The organism is Brachybacterium sp. SGAir0954 (assembly GCF_005490785.1).
GTDB lineage: Bacteria > Actinomycetota > Actinomycetes > Actinomycetales > Dermabacteraceae > Brachybacterium > Brachybacterium rhamnosum.
On sequence record NZ_CP027295.1, the window covers coordinates 1,074,453 to 1,095,068 of the forward strand.

Consider the following 20,616-nt stretch of genomic DNA (forward strand, 5'->3'; position numbering starts at 1 on the left):
TCAGTGGGGCCGCTGCGTCGTGTCGTGCCCGACCATCCGGTCCCGGTGCTCCTCGGCGCCCACCGGGAGGACAGGACACGATGGGCAGCGTGATGCTGACGGCCGCGGAGGCGGCCTCCCTCAGCGGGGTCGACGTCGTCGGCTCCGACGGAGCCGCCGTGGGCCGGGTGCGCGATGTGTACCTCATGGACCGCGACCGCTCGATCGCCGCGCTCGGCGTGACCCGCGGGCGCCTGTCCACGACGACCGTGCTCGTGCCCGCCGCCGTCGTCCTCGAGGAGACGCTGCGGCCGCACTCCGGCGAGTACGAGCACACGGCGCCGATCCGCCTGAGCGTCCCCGCCCGCTCCGCGCGCGCCGCGGAGGAGCCGCCCGCCACGGGGCACCTCTCCCCGGAGGATCTGCGCCGCGCCGAGCTCGCCCTCCTGCCCACCGGCTCCGAGGAGGCACCGCAGGGATGAGGATCCTGCTGCTCAGCCACTACTACGGCCCGGAGTTCGGGGCCCCGCAGCGCCGATGGGGCGCGCTCGTGGAGCGCTTCCTCGCGGCCGGCCACGAGGTCACCGTGATGGCCCCCGTCCCGCACTACCCGGACGGCCGGCCCACGCCGGAGCAGCGCCGCGCCCATCGCGTGGGCGCCGTCGAGCGCGGCGCGCACGGCGAGACCGTGGTGCGCACCGCCTACCTGCTCCACGGGGCGGACATCGCCTCCCGCACCGCCGACCACCTCGTCACCGCGGGGGACACCCTGCGCCGGTCCCTGGACCGGTTCCGCCGCCCCGGGGACCGCCCCGACGTCGTCATCGCGACGGCGCCCGCGATCCCCACCCTCATGGTGGGCCGCATGCTCGCCGCGAAGTGGAAGGTCCCGCTCGTCGCCGAGATGCGCGACGCCTGGCCCGACCTCGTCACCCATGTGGGGCCCAAGGCGGCGCTGCCCGAGGACGTCGCCCACTCCCCGGACCCGGGCACGACGCGGGAGATCGTCGGCTGGGGGGTCGCGCGGGCCAAGGGGCGCGTGCACCGCGGGGTGACCCTGTGGCAGCGGCAGGCCGCCGTCGTCGTCACGACCACCTCCCGCTTCGCGGACGTCCTCCGCGAGCGGGGCGTGGAGGACAGCGAGGTGGTGCGCAACGGCACGAACCTCGCCCGGGTGCCCCGCATGACGGACCACCCCGAGGGCGACCATCCGGAGCTGCGGGTGCTGTACCTCGGCAACATGGGCCGCTCGCAGGGCCTCGAGACCCTCGTGCGCGCCGCGCTCGTGCTCCGCGAGGAGGGCGTGCCGCTGCGCGTGCGGATGATCGGCCACGGCGTCGAGGCACGGCGGCTGACCCTGCTCGCCGCGGAGCTCGGCGCCCCCGTCGAGGTGCTGCCGCGCATCGGCCACCACGAGGTGGGGGAGCAGTACCGCTGGGCGGACACGGTCGTCGTCTCCCTGCGCGACTGGGAGCCCTTCGCCTGGACGATCCCCTCGAAGCTCTACGAGCTGCTCGCCACCGGCCGCCACATCACCGCGCTCGTCGCGGGCGAGGCGGCGGACGTCGTGCGCGCGGCCGAGGCCGGGGACGTCCTCGCCCCGGAGGACACCGCCGCGCTGGTCACGCTGTGGCGCCGCCTCGCCGCGGACCGCTCGCTGGTCGCCGTCCGCGACTCGGGCCGCGCCTGGGTCGCCGCCAACGCCGACGACGACCTCCTCGCCGAGCGCTACCTCCAGATCCTCGACCGCGTCACCGCCCGCCGCCCCGCCTGACCCGCCCGGCCCCGCCCCGTCGGCTGGCCCGACTGGCCACCCCGGCCGGTCAGAGCTCGGTCTCGGCGCCCATCACGACGGTGCGGGAGGGCGGGAGGTGCAGCACCTGGGTGCGGTTCGCGGAGGCCCGCTCGAGCATGCGGAACAGCCCCTTCTGCCAGCGGGGAAGGGAGTCGTCGGCCCCCGGCTCGATGCGGAACACGGAGAGGAAGTAGACCGCCTGCTCGGGGTCGACGGCGAGCTCCGGGGCGTGGGCGGTGCAGGTGGAGCAGTCGACCTCGTCCGGCGCATGGGGCCGGCCGAGCTGCTCGACGGCGGTGCGCAGGGCCTCGGGGACGTCCTGGCTGTCGTGGAATCCCACCTGATACGAGACGTGGACGATGCCGTCGGACTCGTCGCCGAGGGCGTCGACGAAGACGCGGTCGTCGCGGTGCACGTGGGGCACGCCGCGGTGCTTCATCGTCACGATGACGACGTGCTCGTGGATGACGTGGTTCATCGCGACGTTGGTGCGCAGGGCGAGGGGCACGGTGGTGGGGTCGCCGTGCGGGTAGACGGCGAGGCCGGGCACGCGACGGGCCTCGCGGGCGGGACCGCCGACGAACTCGTCGATCGGGCCCTCCATGGCGCGGCGGCGCCCGAAGAGCAGCTTCGAGCCCTTCTTCCAGGTGAGCATGATCGTCGTCAGCACGGCGGCGATGAGCAGCGGCAGCCAGCCGCCCGCGGGGACCTTGACGATGTTCGCGGCGAGCAGCACCAGCTCGAGGCCGCCCACGATGACGGCCATGAGCACCACGCGCCACAGCGGCCAGTGCCAGATGCGCAGGGCGAGCAGCAGGAACAGCGCGAGCACGAGGATGATCGTCGCGGTGACGGCGAGGCCGTAGGCGGCGGCGAGGCGCGAGGAGTGCTGGAAGATCAGCACGAGCGCGAGCACGCCGAGGAACAGCAGCGTGTTGATCCGGCCGATGTAGATCTGACCGCCGTGCTCCTTGTCGGTCTGCGTGACCTTCAGGCGCGGCAGGAGGGACAGCCGGGTCGCCTGGCGGGACACGGAGAAGGCCCCGGAGATCACGGCCTGGGAGGCGATGACGGTCGCGGCGGCGGCGAGCACCACGAGCGGGAGGCGCAGGGCGTCCGGCACGAGGGAGAAGAAGGGGTTCACGACGGCGGTCGGGTCCGCGAGGATCAGCGCGCCCTGGCCGAAGTAGTTGATGGCGAGGGCGGGCAGCACGAGGCAGGTCCAGGCGAGGAAGATCGGGCGTCGGCCGAAGTGCCCCATGTCGGCGTAGAGCGCCTCCGCGCCGGTGATGGTGAGGACCACGGCGCCCATGGCGATGAACGCGACGAGCGGGCGGTCGATCATGAAGGCGAGCGCGTAGTGCGGGGAGACGGCGCGCAGGATCGCGGGGTTGCCGAGGATCTGCGGCAGGCCCATCGCGGCGAGGGTGAGGAACCAGAGCACCATGATCGGGCCGAACGCGCCGCCGATCCGCCCGGTGCCCCAGCGCTGCACGGCGAAGAGCGCGGTGAGGACGATGACGGCGCCGGGGATGATCACCTCGTTGGGCACGGAGCCGGTGACCTCGATGCCCTCGAAGGCGGAGAGCACGGAGATCGCGGGGGTGATGACGGAGTCGCCGTAGAACAGGCTCGCGCCGATCACGCCGAGCACGAGGGCGACGGCGATCTCGCGGCGGTGGCCGGAGTCGAGCTTGCGCAGGATCAGGGCGGTGAGGGAGAGGATGCCGCCCTCGCCCTGGTTGTCGGCGCGCATGATGAGGCCGATGTAGCTGACGGTGACGATGATGATGAGGCACCACAGCACCATGGAGATCACGCCGAGCACGTCCCCCTCGGTGGGGGCGACGGCGTTGTGGTGGGTGGAGAAGACCGTCTGCAGGGAGTACAGGGGGCTCGTGCCGATGTCCCCGAAGACGACGCCGAGCGCGCCGAGCATGAGCAGCGGCAGCGGCTTGTGGCCGCGCGGGGTGCCGCCGGGTCCGAGGCCGCGGTGGGTGTGCGCGTCGTGGTCGTGCCCGGGGGCGGAGCGCGGCTGGAGGTGGGAGAGCGTGGTGCCGGCCAGGGCGGCGCGGCCGCCGGCGGCGTGCTCGCCGTGGACGTGGTGCGCGGGGGAGGGGGCCGGGGTGGGCTGCTCCGAGGAGGGGTCCGACGGGGTCGGTGCGGGTTCTCCGACGGGGGAGGCGCCCTGGGCGTGCTTCGACACGAGCGGCAATCCTGCCACTGTTCGCTCCCGGCGCAAGCCCCCGGCGGCGCGGTGGACTGTCTGCTCCGTCACCGCCCCGGGCGGCGTGCTCAGCCGGCGTCGCGCGCGGCGGCGTAGGCGGGCCGCACGATCTCCTCGAGGATCCGTTCGCGCTGCTCCGCGGGGGCGAAGCCGTTGCCGAGCGCGCTGACGGTGATCCGCTCGAGCTCGGGGAGCTCCCAGCGGTGGGCGTCGGCGAGGAGCTCGAGCTCGCGGCTCGTGCAGGTGCGGGACATGAGGCGGTTGTCGCTGCTGATGGCGACGGCGAAGCCGCCGGCGAGGAGGCGCCCCGCGGGGTGCGCGGCGAGGGAGGCGGCGGCGCCCGTCTGCAGGTTGGAGCTGGGGCACACCTCGAGGCAGATCTGCCGGGCGTGGACCTCCTCGGCGACGGGGCCGCGGGCGCCGTCGGCCCCGAGGTCCTCGATGAGGCGCACGCCGTGGCCGATCCGCTCCGCGCCCTGCTCGAGGGCGCCGGCGATCGAGGCGGGGCCGTCGGCCTCCCCGGCGTGGATGGTGACGTGCACGCCGAGCTCGTGGGCGAGGGCGAAGGGGCCCGCGTAGCGGGAGGCGGGGAAGCCGGCCTCGGGGCCGGCGAGGTCCACGCCCCACACGCCGGCGTCGCGGCGGTCGGCGGCGAGGCGCACGAGCTCCTCGGTGGGCGGGAGGTGGCGGAGGTGGCACAGGAGCTGGCCGGCGAGGATCGGGCGGCCGGCCTCGGCGGCGATCGCCATGCCCTCCTCGAGGCCCGCCTGGACGGCGTCGACGGCCTCGGCGAGGCTGAGCCCGCCCTCGAGGTGCTGGTGGGGCGCCCAGCGGGTCTCGGCGTAGCAGGCGCCGTCGGCCGCCATGTCCTCGACGAACTCGCGGGCCACGCGCCGGAGGTCCTCGGGCCGCTGCATGAGCGCGATGGTGCGGTCGAAGGTCGCGAGGTAGCGGGGGAGGGAGCCGGAGTCCGCGGCGTCGAAGAACCAGTCGGCGACGGCGCCCGCGGTGGCGGCGGGCGGGTCGATGCCGAGCTCCGCGCACAGCTCGAGCACGGTCGAGGGGCGCAGGCCGCCGTCGAGGTGGTCGTGGAGGACCGCCGTGGGGAGCGAGCGGATCTGCGCGGGGGTGAGCGGCATGGTGACTCCGGAATCCTGGGGTGCGGGTCGAGCGACGGGGAAGGGCACCATTGTGCGACGCGGCGGCGCCCTCCCCTCTCTCAGCGCAGCATGATCAGCTGCCGCAGCCAGGGCACGTGCCCGCTGATCAGCGCATAGACGCCGTCACCGAGGACGGCGAGGCCGATGAGGGCGAGCAGGATCGCGAGGGCCGTCTGCAGGGCGTGGCGGCGCGGGCCGACCACCGCCATGACCCGCTCCACGAGCTGCTCGTGCTTGCCGAAGGCGGCGGCGATCGTCACGGCGACGAGCGGCAGCTGATAGACGACGTTCCACAGCAGCAGCAGGGCGATGTGCGCCCACAGGTGCCGCTCCTGGGAGGCCATGCCCACGGCGATCGTGAAGGAGGGATCGGCGAGGGCGGTGACGGAGAAGGCGACGCCGGCGAGGGCGAGCGGGGTCGCGGCGAGGCGGGTGGGGGTGGAGCGCTCCTCGATGCGGCCGTGCTTCTGCTGCGGCCGGGTCACGGCGCGGAACTGGTGGACGCTGATGCCGGCGAGGGCGAGGCCCACGACGATCTCGACGGTGCCGATCGCGTTGTTCGAGTCGAGCACGGGCCGCAGCACGGAGCTCAGCCAGGCGAGGAGGGGGTGCAGCGCGAGGGTCGCGGCGGTGACGACGACGGTGTACCCGCCGAGGAAGGCGAGGAGGTGGCGCACGGCGCCGCCGCGCAGGAGCACGCCGGTGGCGATGACGCCGCCGAGCACGTCCATCGTCACCACGGCGAGCCCGAGGAAGGCGAGGATCCCGGCGAAGGTCATGGGCTCGAGGGTACGAGGCCGGGGGAGGGGCGGGCGACGGGGCGCCCTGCAGAGTCCGGGCGGGGGTTCTCCCCCACGCACTGCCATAATGACCAGCATGCGCGGAATCATCCTGGCGGGCGGCACGGGCTCGCGACTGCATCCGTTGACCATCGGCGTCTCCAAGCAGCTGATGCCGGTCTACGACAAGCCGATGATCTACTACCCGCTGAGCACGCTGATGCTCGCGGGGATCAAGGACATCCTCGTCATCACGACCCCGGAGGACCAGTCCGCCTTCCAGCGCGTGCTGGGCGACGGGTCGCGGTTCGGGGTGAGCCTGCAGTACAAGGTCCAGCCCTCGCCGGACGGTCTCGCCCAGGCCTTCGTGCTGGGTGAGGAGTTCCTGGACGGCGAGAAGGCGGCGCTCGTGCTCGGCGACAACCTGTTCTACGGGCAGGGCATGGGCTCGCAGCTGCGGCGCTACACCGACGTCGAGGGCGCGGCCGTGTTCGGCTACTGGGTCAGCGACCCGCGCGCCTACGGCGTCGTCCAGATGGGGGAGGACGGTCGCGCCGTGTCCCTCGAGGAGAAGCCGGAGAAGCCGCGCTCGAACCTCGCGATCCCCGGCCTGTACTTCTACGACGAGACCGTCCCCGAGCGCGCGAAGGCCCTGACGCCCTCGCCCCGCGGCGAGCTCGAGATCACCGACCTGAACCGCACCTACCTCGAGGACGGCACGCTCCAGGTCGAGGTGCTCACCCGCGGCACCGCGTGGCTGGACACGGGCACCTTCGACGACCTCGCCGCGGCGAGCGAGTTCATCCGCACCGTGCAGAAGCGCCAGGGCCTGTCCGTCGGCGCGCCGGAGGAGATCGCCTGGCGCATGGGCTACCTCTCCGACGACGAGCTGCGCGAGCGCGCGGAGCCCCTCGTGAAGTCCGGCTACGGCCGCTACCTGCTCGACGTCCTCGACCGTGAGACCACCCCCGGAGGAACCCACTGATGTCCCGTCACCTTCTCGTCACCGGCGGCGCCGGCTTCATCGGCAGCAACTTCGTCCACCACGTCGTCGAGCACACGGATGACACCGTCACCGTGCTGGACAAGATGACCTACGCGGGCAACGAGGCGAGCCTCGCCGGCCTGCCCGAGGACCGCGTCAAGCTCGTCGTGGGCGACATCGCGGACGCCGCGACGGTGGATCCGCTCGTGGAGCAGGCGGACGCCGTCGTGCACTACGCCGCGGAGTCGCACAACGACAACTCCCTCGAGGACCCGAGCCCGTTCCTGCAGACCAACCTCTTCGGCACGTTCACGCTGCTCGAGGCGGTGCGCAAGCACGGGACCCGGTACCACCACATCTCGACCGACGAGGTGTACGGCGACCTCGAGCTGGACGATCCGGAGCGCTTCACCGAGCACACCCCGTACAACCCCTCCAGCCCCTACTCCTCCACCAAGGCGGGCTCGGACCTGCTGGTGCGGGCGTGGGCGCGGTCCTTCGGTGTGCAGGCGACGATCTCGAACTGCTCGAACAACTACGGGCCCCGCCAGCACGTGGAGAAGTTCATCCCGCGGCAGATCACGAACCTCATCGACGGGGTGCGGCCCCGGCTGTACGGCGCGGGCCTGAACGTGCGCGACTGGATCCACGCGGACGACCACTCCTCCGCCGTGCTCACGATCCTCGACTCCGGCCAGATCGGCGAGACCTACCTCATCGGGGCGGACGGCGAGGAGTCCAACAAGGACGTCGTCGAGACGATCCTGCGGCTCATGGGTCACGACGCCGGCGACTACGACCACGTCAACGACCGCCCCGGCCACGACATGCGCTACGCGATCGACTCGACGAAGCTGCGCGAGGAGCTGGGCTGGAAGCCCTCCTTCCAGGACTTCGAGGCGGGCCTCGCCGCGACCATCGACTGGTACCGCGAGAACGAGGCCTGGTGGCGCCCGCAGAAGGCCGCCACCGAGGCGAAGTACGCGAAGGCGGGCCAGTGACCGACCAGGCGCAGAAGCGCACGCTCGCCGTCCATGAGACCCCGATCCCGGGGCTGCTCGCCATCGACCTGCCCGTGCCCGGGGACAACCGCGGCTGGTTCAAGGAGAACTGGCAGCGGGCCAAGATGACCGCCGCGGGGCTGCCGGACTTCGGCCCCGTGCAGAACAACATCTCCTTCAACCAGGCGGAGGGCGTCACCCGCGGCATCCACGCCGAGCCGTGGGACAAGTACATCTCCGTCGCGACGGGCGCCGTGTTCGGCGCCTGGGTGGACCTGCGTGAGGGGCCCAGCTTCGGCACCGCGTACTGGCACGAGATCACGCCGGAGACGGCGATCTTCGTGCCCCGGGGCGTGGGCAACGCCTTCCAGACGATCAGCGCGCCCGCCGCGTACACCTACCTCGTCAATGACCACTGGTCCGAGGGGGCGCAGGCGCAGTACACCTTCCTCAACCTGGCCGACGAGACGGTCGCCATCCCGTGGCCCATCCCGCTCGAGCAGGCGGAGCTCTCGGCGAAGGACGTGGCGCATCCGCGCCTCGCGGACGTCACCCCCGTGCCGCCGCGCCGCACCCTCGTGGTGGGCGCGAACGGCCAGCTGGGCCGCGCCCTCGCTGCGCGCTGGGCGGAGCGGGCCGACGTGGACCTCGTGGCCCGCGACCGGCTCGACCTGGCCGACGCCGCCTCCGTCGAGGCCTTCGACTTCACGCCCTACGGGACCATCGTCAACGCCGCCGCGTACACCGCGGTGGACACGGCGGAGACGCCCGAGGGCCGCGCGCAGGCCTGGGCCGTGAACGTCGACGGCGTGGCCCGGCTCGTGGAGCGCGCCCGCGCCCAGCGTGCGACGCTCGTGCACGTCTCGAGCGACTACGTCTACGACGGCACCGCCGCGCAGCACACCGAGGACGAGCCGGTGAGCCCGCTCGGCGTGTACGGGCAGACCAAGGCCGCCGGCGACCGGATCGTCGCGACCCTGCCCGACCACTACATCCTCCGCACCAGCTGGGTCGTGGGCGAGGGCGGCAACTTCGTGCGCACCATGGCGAGCCTCGCCGAGCGCGGCATCGACCCGAGCGTCGTGGACGACCAGACCGGCCGCCTCACCTTCACGAGCGACCTCGCTGCCGCGATCGAGCACCTGCTCACCGTGCGGCCCGCGCCCGGCGTCTACCACCTCTCCTGCAGCGGGGAGCCGCTCTCCTGGGCGGATGTGGCGAAGGCCGTGTTCGCGCTGAGGGGCCACGACCCCGCCCGCGTCACCCCCGTGACGACCGCGGACTACTACGCCGGCCAGGACAGGGCCGAGGGCGACGGCACGATCGCACCCCGCCCCCGCGGCTCCGTGCTCGACCTCGCGAAGATCGAGGCGACCGGCTTCACGGCCCGCGACCAGGACGAGGCGCTGCGGGAGTACCTGGAGGGCTGAGGGCGGGGGTCAGGCGGTGAAGACCGCCTCGCCGTCCTTGTACGTCGCGAGCACCTCGATGTCCCGCAGGTCCTGGGGGCGCGTCGCCAGCGGGTCCCCGGAGAGAATCACGAGATCGGCGCGCATCCCCGGGCGCAGCTGACCCTTGGTCTCCTCCTCGCCGTACTGGTACGCGGCCTCCGTGGTCACCGCGCGCAACGCCTCCCAGGTGGAGATCCGCTGCTCGAGGCCGATGGGTGCGCCGGTGCGGCTGATCCGGTTCACGGCGGCCCAGATCGTGAGCAGCATGTCCGGGGGCGTCACCGGGGTGTCCTGATGGAGGGTCACCCGCACGCCCCGGTCCAGGGCCGAGCGGGCGGGGGAGATCCGCCGGCCGCGCACGGGTCCGAAGTTCGTCATGTGGGTGTCGCCCCAGAACCAGGTGTGCACGGCGAAGATCGAGGCGATCATCGCCATCTGCGCCATCCGGTCGAGCTGGTCGTCGCGCACGGTCTGCGCGTGGATCATCACCGGCCGGGTCGCCCACCACTCAGGATGCTCCTCGCCGACCTTCTGCGCGGTGGTGACCCAGAGCTCGGCGGCGGCGTCGCCGTTGCAGTGCACAATCAGCTGCCGGTTCTCCTCGGCCACTCGGCGGACGTGCTCCTCCACCTCGGCGGGGGAGTGGATCGGGTAGGCGCAGCCGGGGCAGTCGTCGCCGGGCACCGGCTCGTAGGGCTCGCTCATCCACGCCGACCGCGCCTGCGGGGAGCCGTCCAGGATCATCTTGTAGCCGCCCAGGCGCAGTCGATCGCGATATCCGCCGGCGAGCTCCGGGTGCTCGGCGAACGCCCGGGAGCCCCACTGCACCACCGGGTACACGACGACGTCCAGTGGCAGCTCTCCTGCATCGGCGGCGGAGACGAGCCCGGCGACGGTCGCCGGGTCCGCGGCCCCCTCCTGGACGGTGGTGATGCCGTGGCGGAGGTAGTCCTCGGCGGCGAGCCGCACGGCCCGCGAGGGATCGGCCGCGGCGCCCGGGACGAGACCGCCACTGCCGTCCGGATCCAGGACGGTCGCGAAGGCCGCCATGGCGGGATGCTCCTCCACGTAGCCGTCGGGGGTGCCGTCGGCGCGCCGTCCGAACCGGCCGCCGTCGGGATCCGACGTGCTCGCGTCGAGACCGGCTGCCTCGACGAGGAACGAGTTGCCGACGGCGACGTGCATGCTGCGGTGCAGGGCGAAGACGGGGATCTCCGTGCTCACGGTGTCGAGGTCGTCGCGCGTGGGGTGACGGTGCTCGGCGAGCAGGGCCGGGTCGTACTTGGCGCCGATCAGCGGGGAGCGGTCCTCGGGATCCCGCTCGTTCAGACGGGTCCGGAACGCGGCGACGACCTCCTCGATACTGCGGGCATGCTCGAGATCGACGAGCGCCTGGAGCATTCCGTGCTGGAGGAAATGGCCGTGCGCGTCGATGAACGCGGGCATCAGCGTGCGGCCCGCGAGGTCGACCTCCTCGTCGGTCGGGGTGAGGCGCGCGCGGGCAGTCTCGAGATCGCCGACGAAGGTGATGACGCCGTCGGCGACGACGACGGCCTCGGGCCGGCCGTCCTGGTCGATCATCGTGAGGACGGTGCCGCTGTGGAAGAGGGTGGCCACGGGGACTCCTGGGGTCGGGGGTGAGGTGCGGCAGGGATCAGTCGGTGACGGGGACCGCGGCCTCGGCGCCGTCGGTCGATGCGAGGTCGTCGCCCCGAAGGGTCCATGTGCGGCGGCGTCCCACACCGCGGGTGACCAGCATGATCGCCGCGTAGCCGACGGTGAGCGCGGCGAGGATGCCGACGGCGGCGCCGAGCCCGTAGGTGCCGGCGAATGCCGCGGAGATGGTGAGCATCGCCGGCAGGTAGAGCATCTCGGGGAGGTTCATGAGCCCCATCTCCGCCATGGTCGTGGTGCGCGAGCGAGGGTCCACGATCCGCACCAGGGCGAGGCCCGTGGGCGTGGTGCCGGTGAGAGTGCCGTACATGCCGAGCGTGCGCTCGAAGTCGTGGTCGCTGCCGTAGCGCTGCCCGATGAGGATCGTCGCGGCGGCCGTGACGACGGTGGCGACGAGGATCGTGAGCAGGATCGGGAACAGCCACTGGACGACCACGGCGAGCTGCACCGCGAGGAAGGAGGCGACGACGACGTAGTCCGTCGCGAAGCCGGTGATCTTGGTCTGCAGGCGGCGGTCGATGAGGTGCTCGATGCGGGCCCGGCGCATCGCCCACCGCACGAAGTAGGCGGCGAGCAGGCCGTTCATGAACATCATGCCGCTGATGGTGTCGCCGAAGAACCCGGGGATGAAGGAGAGCACCCAGGCGATGCCGTGTGCGAGGACGTAGGCGATGCCCATGAGCGCGACGTGCACGGTGAGGGTGTCGATGTTGCCGGCGTAGGAGGTCTCCCGGCCCATCGAGTCGGTCTCCTCGTCGTTCCGGTAGAAGCCCTTCGCGACGGAGTCGGAGATCGGGACGGAGTGGGTCGCGAGCCCGCGGCGCATCCCCCAGCGTGCGAGCGGGACGCCCACGAGGAAGGCGGCGGCGAAGCCGGCGGCTGCGAAGGCGAGCCCCACGGCGGTCGCGTCCCCCCACCCCTGGGTCTCGAAGATGCCGGCGAAGGTCACGGCCTGCCCAGGGCCCTGGGCGAAGGCGAAGGGGAGCATGAGCCCGTAGACCGGGTCCATGCCCACGGCCGGCCCCGCCACGGCGACAAGGCCGATCCCCAGCAACGCCTGAAGGGCGAACACCAGGGTCCAGGTCAGGCCCATCGTCCAGGCGCCGCGGAGCAGACCGCCGCCCTGGCCCGAGTCGTCGGATGCCCGGGGCGGGGCCGGGGTGAGGCCGATCGAGATGAACGACAGGGTGAACATCTGCGCGGTGATCGTCGTGAACAGGCCGGCGTCGACGCCCGGCAGCAGGCCGTCGAGACCGATGTTCATCGCGGTCATGCCGAGGAACCCGGCGATCACGAAGGCGGGGACCATGTTGGTGCGGAAGGCCGGGATCCAGCGCCGGATCGCCATGCCCAGCAGGCAGAAGGCGCCGATGAGCGCGAGGCCGAAGAGTGCGGGCACGGAGTGCTCCTCGAGGGGGAGGGACCCGGGGCGGCGGTGGGTGGTGGACCGTGGGGACGCGACGGGACAGGAGTGCGGGGTGCGCAGCAGGCTATCGGTCATCCGACGTCCCGTGACGGCGATCTCACGGTCGCCGAGGTGAACAGGAGCCGACGCTTCCGCCCATCCCGGGCGCTCCGGGCAGGCGGGGCTCGCGTCCGCTCGGGTACCCTCCCCTGCAGTGACTCGGCGCACAGTGCGCGTGGGGAAGGAACCATGAGCGGCACAGACACCTCGGCGACGACCGCCTCACCTCCCGCCGACGAGCAGTCCCGGAACGTCGCCCGCCGCGCCCGTCAGGGTCGCTCCCGACGCCGCCGCCGGAACCTCGCGCTCCAGCTCGGGGTGCTCGTGGCACTCCTGGCGGTGTGGTGGCTGATCACCGCCGTGAAGCTCGTGGACCCGCTCTACCTGCCGAGCCCCCAGGCGGTGCTGACGGCCTTCATCGACGCGAACCGGTGCCTCGTGGTCGACGAGGCGAGCGGGCGCACCGTGTGCGGCGTCCAGAACTACTACCTGTGGGAGCACCTCGTCGCCTCCCTCCAGCGGATCGGCATCGGCGTCGCCCTCGCGGCCGTCGCCGGGATCGTCCTGGGCTTCCTCATGAGCATGTGGGAGCCGGCGAACACGGCGCTCGCGCCCTACCTGAACTTCCTCCGCGCGCTGCCGCCGCTGGGCTACATCGGCCTGATCATCGTGTGGGTCGGCATCGGGGACCTCTCCAAGGTGCTGCTGCTGTTCCTCGCCGCGTTCCCACCCATAGTCGTCGCCACCGTCGACGGGGTGCGCGGCATCCGCGGGGACTACATCTCGGCCGCCCGGTCCATGGGCGCGAGCACCTCCCACGTGCTGCGCTACGTGGTCCTGCCCGGCGCCGCCGCCCCGATCCTCTCGGGGATACGCCTCGCCGTCGGCTTCGCGTGGACCACCGTGGTGGCGGCGGAGCTGAACAACGGCATCCCCGGCATCGGCGGTCTCGCCTATCTCTCCGGCACCCAGCTGCACACCTCCCTGACCATCGCGTGCATCATCGTCATCGGCCTCGTCGCCGTGGCATTGGACGGCTGCATCCGCTGGATCGGTGACCGTCTGACCCCCTGGCACGGAAAGGTCTGAGCCCCATGACTCCTCAGCGCCCACGCCCGACCCTCCGCGCCGCCGCCGCGGCCCTCGGACTCGCCCTGCTCGTGACCGGCTGCGTGCAGTCGGGCCGCACCAGCCATCCCGACAACTTCGAGGGGACGGTCTCCTGTCCGGTGGATCCCGATCCGTCGATCACCACGTCCGTGCGGATCGGCTGGCAGGCCATACCCAACGGCGACCTCGTCGTGAAGGACCTCGAGCTGCTCGAGACCTGCATGCCGAACGCCAAGATCGCCTGGTCGAAGATGAACTCCGGCGGTGACGTGATCCAGGCCTTCGGCTCGAACTCCCTGGACATCTCGCAGGTCGGGTCGAGCCCCACGGTGAAGGCCGCGTCCCCGCCGCTGAACAGCGACCTCAAGGTTGTGTGGATCAGCGACGTGATCGGCGAGGCGGAGTCGCTCGTCGTCAAGGACGAGAACGTCACCGAGCTGAAGGACCTCGAGGGCGGCACCATCGCCGTCCCCTTCGGGTCGACCAGCCATTACTCCCTGCTCACCGCGCTCGGCGAGGCTGGCCTGGACGGCAAGGTCCAGGTCATCAACCTCGCACCCGATGCGATCCTCGCGTCCTGGAACCAGGGCGAGATCGACGGCGCCTGGATCTGGGAGCCGACCCTCTCCCAGCTCCTCAAGGACGGTCACACGATCACCTCGAGCGAGGAGACCGCGAAGGCCGGCGCTCCGACTTTCGACCTCGTCGCCGGGACGGGGAGCTTCGTGGAGGACAACCCCGATTTCATGAGGATGTGGACGATCGCCGAGGCGGAGGGGACCCGGATCATCCGCGAGGATCCCGACGCCGCCGCCACCTCGCTGGCCGTCCAGCTCGGGGTGGGGACCGAGGACGCGAAGGCGCTCCTGGCGGGATACACCTACCCGACCGCCGCCGAGCAGGCCGGTGAGGACTACTTCGGCGGCGGGATGGCGACGAGCCTGCAGGGCACCGCCGAGTTCCTCGCCGACCAGGGCGAGATCGATGCCGTCGCCGACCCGAAGGTCTACGCCGACATGCCCTACGCCGATGCGATCGAGGAGGCGGCGAAGTGACCGCCCAGGACACCGCCCCGCTGGTCACCCTCGACCAGGTCTCCCAGCGCTACGTCACCGACTCCGGGGACGTGGTCCACGCGCTCGCCGAGACCGACCTCGAGATCCCCGCCGGCCAGTTCGTCTGCGTCGTCGGCCCCTCGGGCTGCGGCAAGACGACCCTGCTGAAGATCCTCGCCGGGTTCCTCACCCCGAGCGGCGGCCGCGCGACCTACCGCGGGACCGAGATCACGCGGCCCGGCGCGGAGCGCGGCGTCGTGTTCCAGCAGCCGAACCTCTACCCCTGGTTCTCCGTGCGCGAGAACGTCGCGCTGGGCATGCGGATCCGCGGCATGAAGAAGCGGGACCGCGCCGAAAAGGCGCAGGAGTACCTGGACCTCGTGGGCCTCGGCGACTTCGGCGACGCGAAGCCGTACGAGCTCTCCGGCGGCATGCAGCAGCGCGCCCAGATCGCCCGTGTGCTCGCGAACGACTCCGACCTGGTGCTCATGGACGAGCCGTTCGGCGCGCTCGACGCGATCACCCGCGCCCGGCTGCAGGCGGACCTGCTCACCCTGCAGCGGGAGCAGCACCGGACGGTCTTCTTCATCACGCACGACGTGGACGAGGCCGTGTTCCTCGGCGACCGCGTGCTCGTCATGAGCGCGCGCCCCGGCCGGGTCGTGTTGGACCAGGAGATCAGCCTCTCCGCCCAGGCCGGGCACCAGCTGGGGGAGGAGATGCGACGCCTGCCGGATTTCATCGAGCTGCGGGAGCGCATCGCCGGCGCGATCGAGCACTGAGGGCCTTCGCCGGCGGGAGCGTGAACGCCGGATGGACAACGAGGCATGACCAGGTAAAACATGGCGTGACCCGGGTGGTCATACTCTCTCCCCGCCGCCGGGCCTGAGTTGAGCCTGGGAGCGATAGGTATGCTTCCGGAGGCCCTTGTATGCAAACTTCCCACCGGATCGGAGGACCGTGCCGAGCTCGCGCCACCTTCTTCGGAATGCACGACTCCTCGTGCAGGCCGCGGCGCAGCATCTGCTCGACGACCCGGCCCTCCTCGCGATCCAGGTGAGCCGGAGACTCCCCATGGGAGCGCGGCGCCGGATCGGCCAGGGCCTTCGCAGCACCGCCGCCCGGGTGCCGCGCGGTGACGGCGTGGCCGCCCTGGGAGCCTTCATGGCTGGGGACGAGACCGCCGCGCTGCAGCACCTCACCGCCGCCCGAGCCGAGGGATCCCGCACCGCCGGCGAGGTCGCGGTGCTCCTGGACCGCACCGATCTGCTCCCCGCGAGCGCCCCCGCGAGCACCCGAGCCCGCGCCCTGTGGGCCGAGGGCGACCTCAGCGGCGCCGTGGAGTCCCTCGATGCGGCAGGTCGTGGGGGCACGCCCCAGGCGCGGCGCCTGCGCAGCGAGCTCGAGCTCCTCGAGGACGGCCACCGCCTCCACGCTCCCTGCCTGGGCGATCAGGACCTCTCCCCTCAGGGTGAGCCCCTCCGGGTGCTGCACCTCATCACGAACTCCCTGCCGCACACGCAGTCCGGCTACGCCCTGCGCACCCACAACATCCTCACCGCCCTCGCCGCTCAGGGGATCGAGTCGCTCGCCCTGACCCGCACCGGATACCCCGTCATGGTGGGCAAGCCGCTGTGCGAGGACGAAGACGTGATCGACGGGATCCGCTACCGCCGCACGCTGCCGGCGACTCTCGGCACCACCCCGGAGGAGCGCCTGGACCAGGAGGTCGCCGAGGCGCTGCGCCTCGTCGCCGAGTTCCGACCCCACGTGCTGCACGCGACCACCGACTACCGCAACGCCCTGGTCGCCCAGGCCGTCAGCGCGACCACCGGGCTCCCGTGGATCTTCGAGGTCCGCGGCCTCATGGAGCAGACCTGGATCGCCTCCCACCGCAGCGAGGGGACCCGCGCCGTGGCCGCCCGCTCGCAGAAGGTGCGCCGCATCGCCGAGACCGAGGCGTCGCTCGCCCGCGAGGCCGGCGCCGTGGTGACGCTCAGCCGGACCATGGCGGACGTGCTCGTGGAGCGGGGGGTGCCCGCGGAGAAGATCTCGGTGGTCCCGAACGGTATCGACCTGTCTCCGGAGCGAGGCGCGTCGAGCCCTCAGGAGGCGCGTCGACTGATCGAGGTGCCGTTCCCTGCCGATGCACTCGTCGTCGGCGCGGTGAGCGCCGTCGTCGACTACGAAGGCTTCGACGTGCTCATCCGTGCTGTCGCCTCGCTCCTCCACTCGTCCTCGGCTCCGCGCGAGGTCGTCGATCGTCTGCACGTCATGATCGCCGGGGACGGAACCGCTGCCCCGGGACTGGCCGAGCTGTCGGCGCGCCTCGGCGTTGCGGAGAGGGTTCATCTGCCGGGCCGGATCCCGCGAGCGGAGGCACGCGCATGGGTCGAGGCCCTCGACGTGGTCGTCGTCCCTCGCGTCGATCGCGAGGTGACCCGATCCGTCACGCCGCAGAAGCCGGTCGAAGCGATGTCGATTCCCCGCCCTGTCGTCGTGAGCGATCTGCCGGCTCTGCGAGAGACGGTGACGGACGGCGACGGCGCTCTTGCCGCGATGATGGTCCCTCCCGGGGACCCGGAGTCCTTGGCCGCGGTGATCCTGACGCTCCTCGAGGATTCGGACCTCCGCGCGACACTTGCCGCGGAAGGCCAACGGGTGGCATCTTCTCGGACCTGGTCGTCGTTGATGGGACGATACGGCGTGCTGTATTCAGAGCTGATGAGAGCGGGAGGTGTGGCCGATGCGCGGTGACACACGAGCCGCTGAACAGATCACCGGCGCCCTCGAGTCGAGAGGGATGCTGGTCGAGAACCTGTCGCCGGTCGGTGTCCGACCCGGGATCGGCGAGTATCTCGCCCAGCTCTGGGAACGTCGACACTTCATCTGGATGGACGCCCGGCACCGGGTGGCGACTCAGAACAGCAGGAACCGGCTGGGGAGTCTGTGGCTCGTTCTCAAGCCGATGCTCGACGCGGTCATGTACTTCGTCGTCTTCGTCCTGATCCTGGGCGTCACACGCAACATGGAGAACTACGCCGCATACGTGATCATCGGCGTCATGATGTTCCGCTCGACGATGAGGAGCATCGGCCAGGGAGCGAACACCCTCCAGTCCGGCAAGGCGATGATCAGAGCATTCTCGTTCCCCCGCGCGTCGTTGGCGATCTCCGCGGAGATCAGGGACGCGCTGCAGATGACATATGCCGTCGCGACGATGCTCGTGATGATCGTGATCATCCCCCCGCACGTCTTCCCTGCGGTCACCTGGCTGCTGGTGCCGGTCGTCTTCCTGATGCAGTTCTTCCTGAATTTGGGGATCACCTTCTGCATGGCGAGGATCGGGCAGCTCTTCCCCGACACGACGCAACTCATGACGTTCGCGGGTCGATTCCTCATGTACGGGTCGGGGGTGCTCTTCCCCGTCGAGCGCTTCCTGACGCATCCGATCGCGATGGCGCTGATCACGGCCAATCCGATCTATCACATGCTCGCTCTCTACCGGGGGCTGCTCATGGATCACGTCATTCCCCCCGCCGAGCACTGGGCCATTCTGGGCGGCTGGGCATGTGGGCTGACGGTGATCGGCTTCCTGTTCTTCTGGCAGGGGGAGGAGAGCTATGGCTCCGGACAGTGAGCAGACGGAGGCGCCTGAAGAGAGGTGGCACGCTCCGGATCACACGCCGGTGACAGTGGTCGCCCAGAATCTTCGGATGCGATACCGGGTTCTGCGCACGGATCGCACCCCGCGTCCTGGGGTGAGAGGTCTTCTGACCCGGCGTCAGAGGGTCAGCGTCTCCGCACTCCGAGGGGTTTCCTTCGTCGCGCGATCCGGCGAGTTCATCGGGATCATCGGACGGAACGGTTCGGGGAAGTCCACGCTCCTGCGCACCCTCGCCGGGTTGGAAGCACCGAGCTCCGGCACAGTCCTGACCTCCGCGAAGCCTGCGCTGCTCGGCGTTAGCGCGGCTCTCATCCCGGAGCTGACCGGGGCGGAGAACGTGAAGCTCGGGGCTCTCGCCATGGGCCTCTCGCCGGCCAGGGCCGATGAGATCTTCGAGTCGGTCGTCGAGCTCTCGGCCCTCGGCGAATCCATCGATCTCCCGATGAAGACGTATTCCTCCGGGATGGGCGCGCGACTGAAGTTCGCGATCTCGCTCGCTGCTGATCCGTCGATCCTCATGATCGACGAGGCGCTCGCGACAGGCGACGCCACGTTCACCGAGCGATCTCGCCGTGCCATGGACGGGCTGCTCGAACGTGCGGGAACCGTGTTCCTCGTCAATCACGCCGCTCAGACCATCGAGAACATGTGCTCGCGGGCCATCTGGATGGAACGAGGTCAGGTGGTCATCGACGGCGACGCGGTGGAGGTCGCCCGCAAGTACCGCTGGTTCGCCCACAACCTCGCTCAGGGTGACGAGGACAAGGCGGCCTCCCTCCTGAGGGATGCGGTGCTCGAAGGGGAGGAACAGCGGCGCGCCACACAGCTGCTCGTCGCCCCGTCTGACGAGAGCCCGTCCGCAGCCGGAGTCCCCGAGCTGGAGCCCGACCCCTTCACCAAGGTCTACGACAAGAAGTCACTGTCGCCCAGACGGACCTTCCCCTCCACCATCCTTCCCGACGACAATCCCTCCCCCCATCAGCGACCCAGGAGTTCTTCATGACCCTCCGCATCATGACCATCTACGGCACCCGCCCCGAGGCGATCAAGGTGGCGCCGATCATCAAGGCGATCGAGGCCGCTGACGACCTCGAGTCCGTCACCGTCGTCACCGGCCAGCACCGCGAGATGCTGGACCAGGTCAACACCATGTTCGAGATCGTCCCCGACCACGACATGAACATCATGAGTGCGGGCCAGTCCCTCAACACGATCGTCGCCAAGGTGATCGCCGGTGTCGACGAGATCCTCGAGGCCGAGAAGCCCGACGCGGTGATCGTCCAGGGCGACACGTCCACCGTGATGGGTGCCGCCGTGGCCTCCTTCAACCGCCAGATCCCGGTCATCCACCTCGAGGCCGGGCTCCGGTCGGGTGACATCAACTCTCCCTTCCCGGAGGAGGCGAACCGCAAGCTCACCAGCCAGATCGCGGCGCTCCACCTCGCCCCCACGGACACCTCGAAGTCGAATCTCACCCGCGAGGCCGTGAGCGAGAACGACGTCGTCATCACCGGCAACTCGGTCATCGACACGCTGATGTTCGCGACCGAGAACCTCGAGGTGCACTTCGAGGATTTGCGCCTCGAGCGGCTGCAGAAGGACAAGGAGGCGGGTGCTGCCGGTCGGGTGCTCCTCGTGACTGCTCACCGCCGCGAGAACCTGGGCTCGGCCATGGAGGACATCGGGGCGGCCATCGCGGAGATCGCGCGCAAGTACCCGGATCTCACCATCGTGTTCCCGATCCACAAGAACCCGAAGGTCCGTGCCGCGATCCGTCCCGCCGTCGAGGGCCTCGACAACGTCGTGCTCATCGAACCGCTGGCCTACGCGGAGTTCACCCGCGCCCTCAGCCTCGCCGATGTGGTCCTCACCGACTCGGGCGGCGTGCAGGAGGAGGCGCCGAGCCTCGGCAAGCCCGTGCTGGTCATGCGTGAGAACACCGAGCGCCCGGAGGCCGTCGTCGCCGGCACGGTGAAGCTCATCGGCACCCACAAGCAGCGTCTCGTCGACGAGGTCTCTCTGCTGCTGGACTCCGAGGAGGCGTACGCGGGCATGGCCAACGCCGTGAATCCTTACGGCGACGGCAAGGCATCGGAGCGCACCGTCGCCGCGATCCGTTGGAAGTTCACCGGTGGTGAGCGACCGGAGGACTTCGGCGACGGAATCGCCTGACCGAGACCGCCGAGACACGATCGAACTGCAGAACGAGGACCCATGCGAGCAAGACTTCGGACATTGACCCTGGTGGCAGGAGCGGGCGCTGCGATC

Annotated in this window: 17 protein-coding genes; 12 read left to right on the forward strand and 5 right to left on the reverse strand. The window is 71.0% G+C overall.

Translation table 11 applies throughout. The features are described 5' to 3' along the window. The first annotated feature begins 92 nt into the window (after positions 1-92). Positions 93-461 carry a PRC-barrel domain-containing protein gene (locus C1N80_RS04725; RefSeq protein WP_240811281.1) on the forward strand — a complete coding sequence of 123 codons (369 nt, stop codon included), beginning with the start codon at positions 93-95 and terminating at the stop codon, positions 459-461. Continuing rightward, positions 458-1,753, forward strand: a complete 1,296-nt coding sequence (locus C1N80_RS04730) for a glycosyltransferase family 4 protein (RefSeq protein ID WP_137769725.1) — start codon at positions 458-460, stop codon at positions 1,751-1,753. Before C1N80_RS04725 ends, C1N80_RS04730 begins: the two co-directional genes overlap by 4 nt. A gap of 49 nt (positions 1,754-1,802) precedes the next feature. Here the strand turns inward: C1N80_RS04730 and C1N80_RS04735 are convergent, their stop codons facing one another. The 3 genes from C1N80_RS04735 to C1N80_RS04745 form a co-directional block, all read right to left on the reverse strand. Continuing rightward, entirely contained in the window at positions 1,803-3,980 is a 2,178-nt protein-coding gene (locus C1N80_RS04735; RefSeq protein ID WP_240811235.1) for a potassium transporter Kup, read from the reverse strand. Between the two features lie 89 nt (positions 3,981-4,069). Continuing rightward, entirely contained in the window at positions 4,070-5,140 is a 1,071-nt protein-coding gene (locus tag C1N80_RS04740) for an adenosine deaminase (RefSeq protein WP_137769726.1), read from the reverse strand. A gap of 80 nt (positions 5,141-5,220) precedes the next feature. Continuing rightward, entirely contained in the window at positions 5,221-5,940 is a 720-nt protein-coding gene (locus C1N80_RS04745; RefSeq protein WP_137769727.1) for a hypothetical protein, read from the reverse strand. Between the two features lie 97 nt (positions 5,941-6,037). On the opposite strand from C1N80_RS04745, the gene rfbA reads away from it, so the two are divergent. From rfbA to C1N80_RS04760, 3 genes are read left to right on the forward strand one after another with little or no spacing between them, the layout of a single operon-like run. Further along, entirely contained in the window at positions 6,038-6,925 is an 888-nt protein-coding gene (gene rfbA, locus C1N80_RS04750) for a glucose-1-phosphate thymidylyltransferase RfbA (RefSeq protein ID WP_137769728.1), read from the forward strand. Next, positions 6,925-7,926, forward strand: a complete 1,002-nt coding sequence (gene rfbB, locus C1N80_RS04755; protein WP_168198021.1) for a dTDP-glucose 4,6-dehydratase — start codon at positions 6,925-6,927, stop codon at positions 7,924-7,926. The genes rfbA and rfbB overlap by 1 nt, the downstream gene beginning before the upstream one ends. Further along, the gene (locus C1N80_RS04760) at positions 7,923-9,356 is read left to right on the forward strand and encodes a bifunctional dTDP-4-dehydrorhamnose 3,5-epimerase family protein/NAD(P)-dependent oxidoreductase (RefSeq protein ID WP_137769730.1); all 1,434 of its coding nucleotides are present in this window, start codon (positions 7,923-7,925) and stop codon (positions 9,354-9,356) included. Before rfbB ends, C1N80_RS04760 begins: the two co-directional genes overlap by 4 nt. Positions 9,357-9,365: 9 nt before the next feature. On the opposite strand, the gene C1N80_RS04765 is transcribed toward C1N80_RS04760, so the two are convergent. Both C1N80_RS04765 and C1N80_RS04770 read right to left on the reverse strand, forming a co-directional pair. Then, entirely contained in the window at positions 9,366-10,994 is a 1,629-nt protein-coding gene (locus C1N80_RS04765; RefSeq protein ID WP_137769731.1) for an amidohydrolase, read from the reverse strand. Positions 10,995-11,031: 37 nt separating this feature from the next. Next, positions 11,032-12,450 carry a sodium:glutamate symporter gene (locus C1N80_RS04770; protein ID WP_137769732.1) on the reverse strand — a complete coding sequence of 473 codons (1,419 nt, stop codon included), beginning with the start codon at positions 12,448-12,450 and terminating at the stop codon, positions 11,032-11,034. A gap of 255 nt (positions 12,451-12,705) precedes the next feature. Here C1N80_RS04770 and C1N80_RS04775 point away from each other — a divergent pair, with 255 nt between their 5' ends. The 7 genes from C1N80_RS04775 to wecB all read left to right on the forward strand — a co-directional run bounded on the left by C1N80_RS04775 (position 12,706) and on the right by wecB (position 20,520). Then, positions 12,706-13,605, forward strand: a complete 900-nt coding sequence (locus C1N80_RS04775) for an ABC transporter permease (protein WP_137769733.1) — start codon at positions 12,706-12,708, stop codon at positions 13,603-13,605. 5 nt (positions 13,606-13,610) lie between these two features. Beyond that, positions 13,611-14,681: an ABC transporter substrate-binding protein gene (locus tag C1N80_RS04780; protein WP_137769734.1), complete on the forward strand. Its 1,071-nt coding sequence runs from the start codon at positions 13,611-13,613 to the stop codon at positions 14,679-14,681. Beyond that, entirely contained in the window at positions 14,678-15,463 is a 786-nt protein-coding gene (locus C1N80_RS04785) for an ABC transporter ATP-binding protein (protein ID WP_137769735.1), read from the forward strand. The genes C1N80_RS04780 and C1N80_RS04785 overlap by 4 nt, the downstream gene beginning before the upstream one ends. Positions 15,464-15,845: 382 nt before the next feature. Then, positions 15,846-17,438: a glycosyltransferase gene (locus tag C1N80_RS04790; protein ID WP_205750675.1), complete on the forward strand. Its 1,593-nt coding sequence runs from the start codon at positions 15,846-15,848 to the stop codon at positions 17,436-17,438. A gap of 46 nt (positions 17,439-17,484) precedes the next feature. Beyond that, positions 17,485-18,321, forward strand: coding sequence for an ABC transporter permease (locus C1N80_RS04795; RefSeq protein WP_205750676.1), 837 nt, complete (start codon positions 17,485-17,487; stop codon positions 18,319-18,321). A gap of 76 nt (positions 18,322-18,397) precedes the next feature. Further along, a complete protein-coding gene (locus C1N80_RS04800) occupies positions 18,398-19,351 on the forward strand; it encodes an ABC transporter ATP-binding protein (protein WP_240811282.1) in 954 nt (317 codons plus the stop codon). Further along, entirely contained in the window at positions 19,348-20,520 is a 1,173-nt protein-coding gene (gene wecB / locus C1N80_RS04805; RefSeq protein WP_137769739.1) for a non-hydrolyzing UDP-N-acetylglucosamine 2-epimerase, read from the forward strand. The genes C1N80_RS04800 and wecB overlap by 4 nt, the downstream gene beginning before the upstream one ends. Positions 20,521-20,616: the final 96 nt, after the last annotated feature.